This is a genomic window from Oleiphilus sp. HI0123, from assembly GCF_001635315.1.
Genome location: NZ_LWGE01001063.1, coordinates 1 through 5,022 on the forward strand (window position 1 = coordinate 1; position 5,022 = coordinate 5,022).

General features: G+C 45.0%; 6 protein-coding genes. All 6 read left to right on the forward strand.

Annotated features, from left to right (window positions below):
* Positions 1 to 36: 36 nt before the first annotated feature.
* On the forward strand, positions 37 to 174 hold the full coding sequence (locus A3761_RS09825; RefSeq protein ID WP_231881203.1) for a fumarylacetoacetate hydrolase family protein: 138 nt from the start codon (positions 37 to 39) through the stop codon (positions 172 to 174).
* A gap of 90 nt (positions 175 to 264) precedes the next feature.
* Positions 265 to 1,233 (forward strand): 50S ribosomal protein L3 N(5)-glutamine methyltransferase, encoded by a 969-nt coding sequence (gene prmB, locus A3761_RS09830; protein ID WP_068553249.1) that lies wholly within the window; start codon positions 265 to 267, stop codon positions 1,231 to 1,233.
* A 58-nt stretch (positions 1,234 to 1,291) separates the two neighbouring features.
* Entirely contained in the window at positions 1,292 to 2,377 is a 1,086-nt protein-coding gene (gene aroC, locus A3761_RS09835; RefSeq protein WP_068567423.1) for a chorismate synthase, read from the forward strand.
* A gap of 6 nt (positions 2,378 to 2,383) precedes the next feature.
* Positions 2,384 to 3,436, forward strand: coding sequence for a tRNA preQ1(34) S-adenosylmethionine ribosyltransferase-isomerase QueA (queA, locus tag A3761_RS09840; RefSeq protein WP_068553245.1), 1,053 nt, complete (start codon positions 2,384 to 2,386; stop codon positions 3,434 to 3,436).
* Positions 3,437 to 3,461: 25 nt separating this feature from the next.
* Positions 3,462 to 4,592 carry a tRNA guanosine(34) transglycosylase Tgt gene (gene tgt / locus A3761_RS09845; RefSeq protein ID WP_068510630.1) on the forward strand — a complete coding sequence of 377 codons (1,131 nt, stop codon included), beginning with the start codon at positions 3,462 to 3,464 and terminating at the stop codon, positions 4,590 to 4,592.
* A gap of 163 nt (positions 4,593 to 4,755) precedes the next feature.
* The coding region (gene yajC, locus A3761_RS09850) for a preprotein translocase subunit YajC (protein ID WP_231872197.1) at positions 4,756 to 5,022 on the forward strand (267 nt) is incomplete at its 3' end.

Consider the following 5,022-nt stretch of genomic DNA (forward strand, 5'->3'; position numbering starts at 1 on the left):
GATATGTTGAACCCGATCGCGCCACTTATTGCGCATATGAGTACCTTTTTCACGCTCAACCCAGGTGACGTTGTTCTTACCGGAACGCCGAAGGGGGTGGGGCAGCTACACAAAGGGGATCAGTTGTCGCTAAAGTTTGGCAAGAATTTAGCTTTTGATACTAAGGCAATCTAAATTTAGCTGCTGACTTCGGTGTCTCCCATTCCCCCAGCTGCCGATTCTCTATATAATTGCGGGCTTTTTCGATATTAGGAATTAGCCCGCGTGCCTCAGACTCAAACCCGTTCTTCTGAACTTGCTAGCAGTGCATCAAGTAGTGAGTCAAATTTGCAGACGATAGCTGATTTTATTCGTTACACTTTTTCGAGTTTGAATCGTGAACAGGTTTATTGTGGCCATGGTACTGACAACAACTGGGATGAGGCAGTCAGCCTGGTTCTTCAGTTATTAGATCTGCCTTGGGATTTTTCGACTGAACTATGGTCTTGTCGTCTGGCAGACGAAGAGAAGGCGCTTATCTTAGATGCGATTAAGCGCAGAACAAAAGGCCGAGAGCCACTGGCTTATATCACCAAACAAGCTTGGTTTTGTGGTTTGCGCTTCAATGTCGATGAGCGAGTGCTCATACCTCGCTCTCCGATTGCCGAACTCATCGAGCATCATATGGAACCTTGGCTATTAAATGAGCCTGAGCGAGTGCTTGATTTATGTACCGGAAGTGGTTGCATCGGCATCGCTGCCGCTTTGGAGTTTGAAGAGGCGCAGGTGGATTTGTTTGATATATCAGTCGATGCCCTGGCCGTGGCAAAGTCGAATATTGAATTGTATGAATTAAATGACCGGGTTCAGGCGTTTTCCTCTGATCTTTTCAGTGCTTTGAGCGATCCTTCGCAGTTCTCGGATGGTGAACATGTTCGTTACGATTTAATTTTGTCGAATCCGCCTTATGTTGATCAAAACGATTTTGACAGCATGCCCGAAGAGTATAGTGCTGAGCCTGTATTAGGCTTGGTTGCAGGGCCTGACGGGCTGGATATTGTCAGACGAATTCTAACGGAAAGTGCGAAGCACTTAAGTGATGACGGCCTAATGATTGTCGAGGTTGGAAATAGTTGGGAAGCGTTAGAAGAGGCTTATCCTGATTTTCCCTTTACTTGGGTTGAGTTCGAACAGGGTGGGCACGGCGTGTTTGTGATTCGCGCACAAGAATTAAGAAACTACCCTTGGGTATAGAATTGAATATTATTGTTGAACGCTCAAAAGCGTTTAACTAGAGAAAGAGGCAGATAGTATGTCGGGTAATACGTTTGGAAAGCTTTTTACAGTCACTTCTTTTGGTGAGAGCCATGGAAAAGCGATAGGCTGTATTGTTGATGGTTGCCCTCCGGGGATAGAGCTTAGTGAAGAAGATTTACAGGTCGACCTTGATCGTCGGAAGCCGGGCACATCGCGCTACACTACGCAGCGTAAAGAGGCTGATGAAGTTGAGATCCTTTCTGGTATCTTTGAGGGGAAAACAACGGGAACGCCCATTGGTTTGTTGATTAAGAATACGGACCAGCGCTCAAAAGACTACTCGAATATCGCAACGACCTTTAGACCTGCGCATGCTGATTATGCTTACAACCAGAAATATGGCTTCAGGGATTACCGCGGGGGCGGTCGTTCTTCTGCTCGAGAAACAGCAATGCGTGTTGCAGCGGGTGCTATCGCTAAGAAATACCTGAAACAATCGTTTGGTATTGAAATCAACGGTTACTTGTCCCAGCTTGGTCCAATTAAAGTTGAGAAGGTGGATATGTCTATCGTCAATGACAATCCATTTTTCTGCCCTGACGCCGATAAAGTCGGTGAGATGGAAGATTATATGAAAGCGCTGAATAAAGAGGGTAACTCTATTGGCGCGAAAATTTCTGTTGTTGCACGCAATGTGCCGCCAGGTTTGGGAGAGCCGATCTTCGATAGGCTAGATGCCGAGCTGGCGCATGCCTTCATGAGTATCAATGCCGTAAAAGGTGTGGAAATTGGTGCAGGTTTTGATTGTATTGAGCAAAAGGGCACAGAGCATAGAGATGAGATGACGCCGGAAGGGTTTCTTTCGAATCACGCGGGCGGTGTCTTAGGCGGTATTTCAACAGGGCAGGATATTGTTGCGCATATGGCTTTGAAGCCGACCTCAAGCATTCATTTGCCGGGTAAAAGTATCGATACAGCAGGCAATCAGATTGAAGTATCAACCAAAGGGCGTCACGACCCATGCGTGGGTATTCGTGCTACGCCCATTGCTGAAGCGATGATGGCAATGGTTTTGTTGGATCACCTAATGCGCCATCGTGCTCAAAATGCTGACGTTGTCTGTGAAACACCGAGAATCTAAGACGGTATGAAAGTTTCTGATTTTGATTTTGACTTGCCGCCCGAGCTAATTGCTAACTACCCGACAGAAGAGCGAAGCCAAAGCCGTTTGTTGGTGGTCGAAGGTAGTGAGGGGAAACTAGCTCATCGATCCTTTGCTGATGTTTATGAGCTGGTTAATGAAAACGACTTACTGGTATTCAATGATACCAAGGTTGTTCCAGCGCGTTTGTTTGCGAAGAAAGAAAGTGGCGGCAAACTGGAAATTCTTTTTGAGCGAATGATTGATAGTCATACGTTTTTAGCGCATGTCAGGTCTAGCCGTTCCCCTAAAGAAGGTAGCAAGATTCTTGTTGATACCGACGATGGTAGCACGCAAGTAATCGAAATGAAGGGGCGACAGAATGCACTGTTTATTCTTGAGACCGAGTCTTTAGAGGTTTTTGATCTGCTTGAAAAGTACGGCCACATTCCTTTACCTCCGTATATTGAGCGTGGTGATGAGGATATGGATCAGGATCGTTATCAAACTGTCTATGCCGATAAGCCAGGCGCGGCAGCAGCGCCTACGGCAGGCTTGCACTTTGATGATGAGCTTATTGAAAGGCTTAAAGCAAAAGGCGTTGATACAGCTTTTGTTACCTTGCATGTTGGTGCTGGAACCTTCCAGCCAGTAAAGGTTGACGATATTAAAGACCACGAAATGCATTCGGAATGGATTGAAGTGACTCAAGACGTGGTTGATAAAGTGACTGCGACTCGTCGAAAAGGTGGTCGTGTTATTTGCGTCGGCACAACTAGTGTTCGTAGTCTTGAATCTGCCAGCCAGTCAGGCGAGCTTAAGGCTTTTACCGGTGATACTGAGATATTTATTTTCCCAGGTTATGAGTTTAAAAGTGTCGATGCACTGATTACTAACTTTCATTTGCCGAAATCGACCCTATTAATGTTGGTATCTGCATTTTCAGGCCAGGCAAATATCTTAAATGCTTATGAGCAGGCTGTTGCAAATAAGTATCGCTTTTTCAGTTATGGTGATGCGATGTTTCTAAATCCCTCTAGCGGGAATATTTCGGAGTAATACATTGAGTGAATCGAATTGTTGTATGTCCTTTAAGGTCAGCCAGACAGATGGCTTGGCTCGACGTGGAGAAATTGACTTTCCACGTGGGAAAATACAGACCCCTGCGTTTATGCCGGTTGGCACTTACGGTACGGTAAAAGGCATGCTACCTAAGGATATCGAAGAGATTGGCGCGGATATTATTCTCGGAAATACTTTTCATCTAATGCTAAGACCGGGCACCGACATTGTTGAGAAACATGGTACTTTGCATGACTTTATCCAATGGGATAAACCAATTCTGACTGATTCTGGAGGTTTTCAGGTTTTTAGCCTCGGAGATATGCGTAAGATCAGCGAGAAGGGTGTAACATTCAAGTCCCCTATCAATGGTTCTAAAGTAGAGCTGACGCCTGAAATCTCAATGGAAGTTCAGCGTAAGCTTGGTTCAGATATCGTTATGATTTTTGACGAATGTACGCCTTACCCTGCAACGGAAGAAGAAGCACGTAGTTCAATGGAGCTATCGATGCGCTGGGCTGAACGTAGTAAACAGGCTCACGGTGATAACCCTTCAGCTTTATTTGGCATTGTGCAGGGCGGAATGTATGAGCACTTGCGTGATGAAAGCCTGGAAGGCTTAGCCAATATTGGCTTCGATGGTTATGCCATTGGTGGCTTATCTGTTGGTGAACCGAAAGAAGAAATGATGAAGGTGCTTGATCATATCGGCTATAAAATGCCTGAAGATAAGCCTCGTTATTTAATGGGAGTAGGGAAGCCTGAAGACTTGGTTGAGTCTGTTCGTCGCGGTATCGATATGTTTGACTGCGTAATGCCGACAAGAAATGCTCGCAACGGCCATTTGTTTACTTCAACGGGTGTTATCAAGATAAGAAATTCAGCTCATAAAGAAGACCCATCTCCGCTCGATGAACAATGTGACTGCTATACCTGTAAGAACTTTAGTCGTAGCTATCTTCATCATTTAGATAAGTGTAAAGAGATGCTAGGCGCGCAACTCAACACAATTCATAACCTAAGATATTATCAGAACTTAATGAGTGGATTGCGTCAGGCCATCGAACAAGGTAAATTGTCGGCCTTTGTTGATACCTTCTATGCCCAAAGAGGCGAAACAACACCAGAATTAACAGCTGGCGCAGCAGAATAAAGTGTTGCTCAGTTAAAAAATTTTACTGCTAACTATTAGAACTAAACAAGGGGAACCCTTAATGAAATTAATCGCTAAAATTGGTCTGTTTCTGACTTTCTGCATGTACTCTGCGCTTAGCCTGGCTGAAGGCGCGCCTGTTTCACCTCAAGGCCCAAGTGCAATGATGCAGTTGGTATTCTTTGGTGGCTTTATCCTGATTTTTTACTTCTTGATGTGGAGGCCACAGTCAAAGCGTGCCAAAGAGCATAGAAATCTGGTTTCTGAATTAAGCAAAGGTGACGAGATTGTGACGAATGGCGGTATCGCTGGTAAGGTCACAAAAGTTTCAGAAGAGTTTGTTAAGGTTGAAGTTTCTGAGGGTGTTGAAATGAACATTCAGAAAGTAGCAGTTGCCTCAGCATTACCAAAAGGCACCTTAAAAGGTATC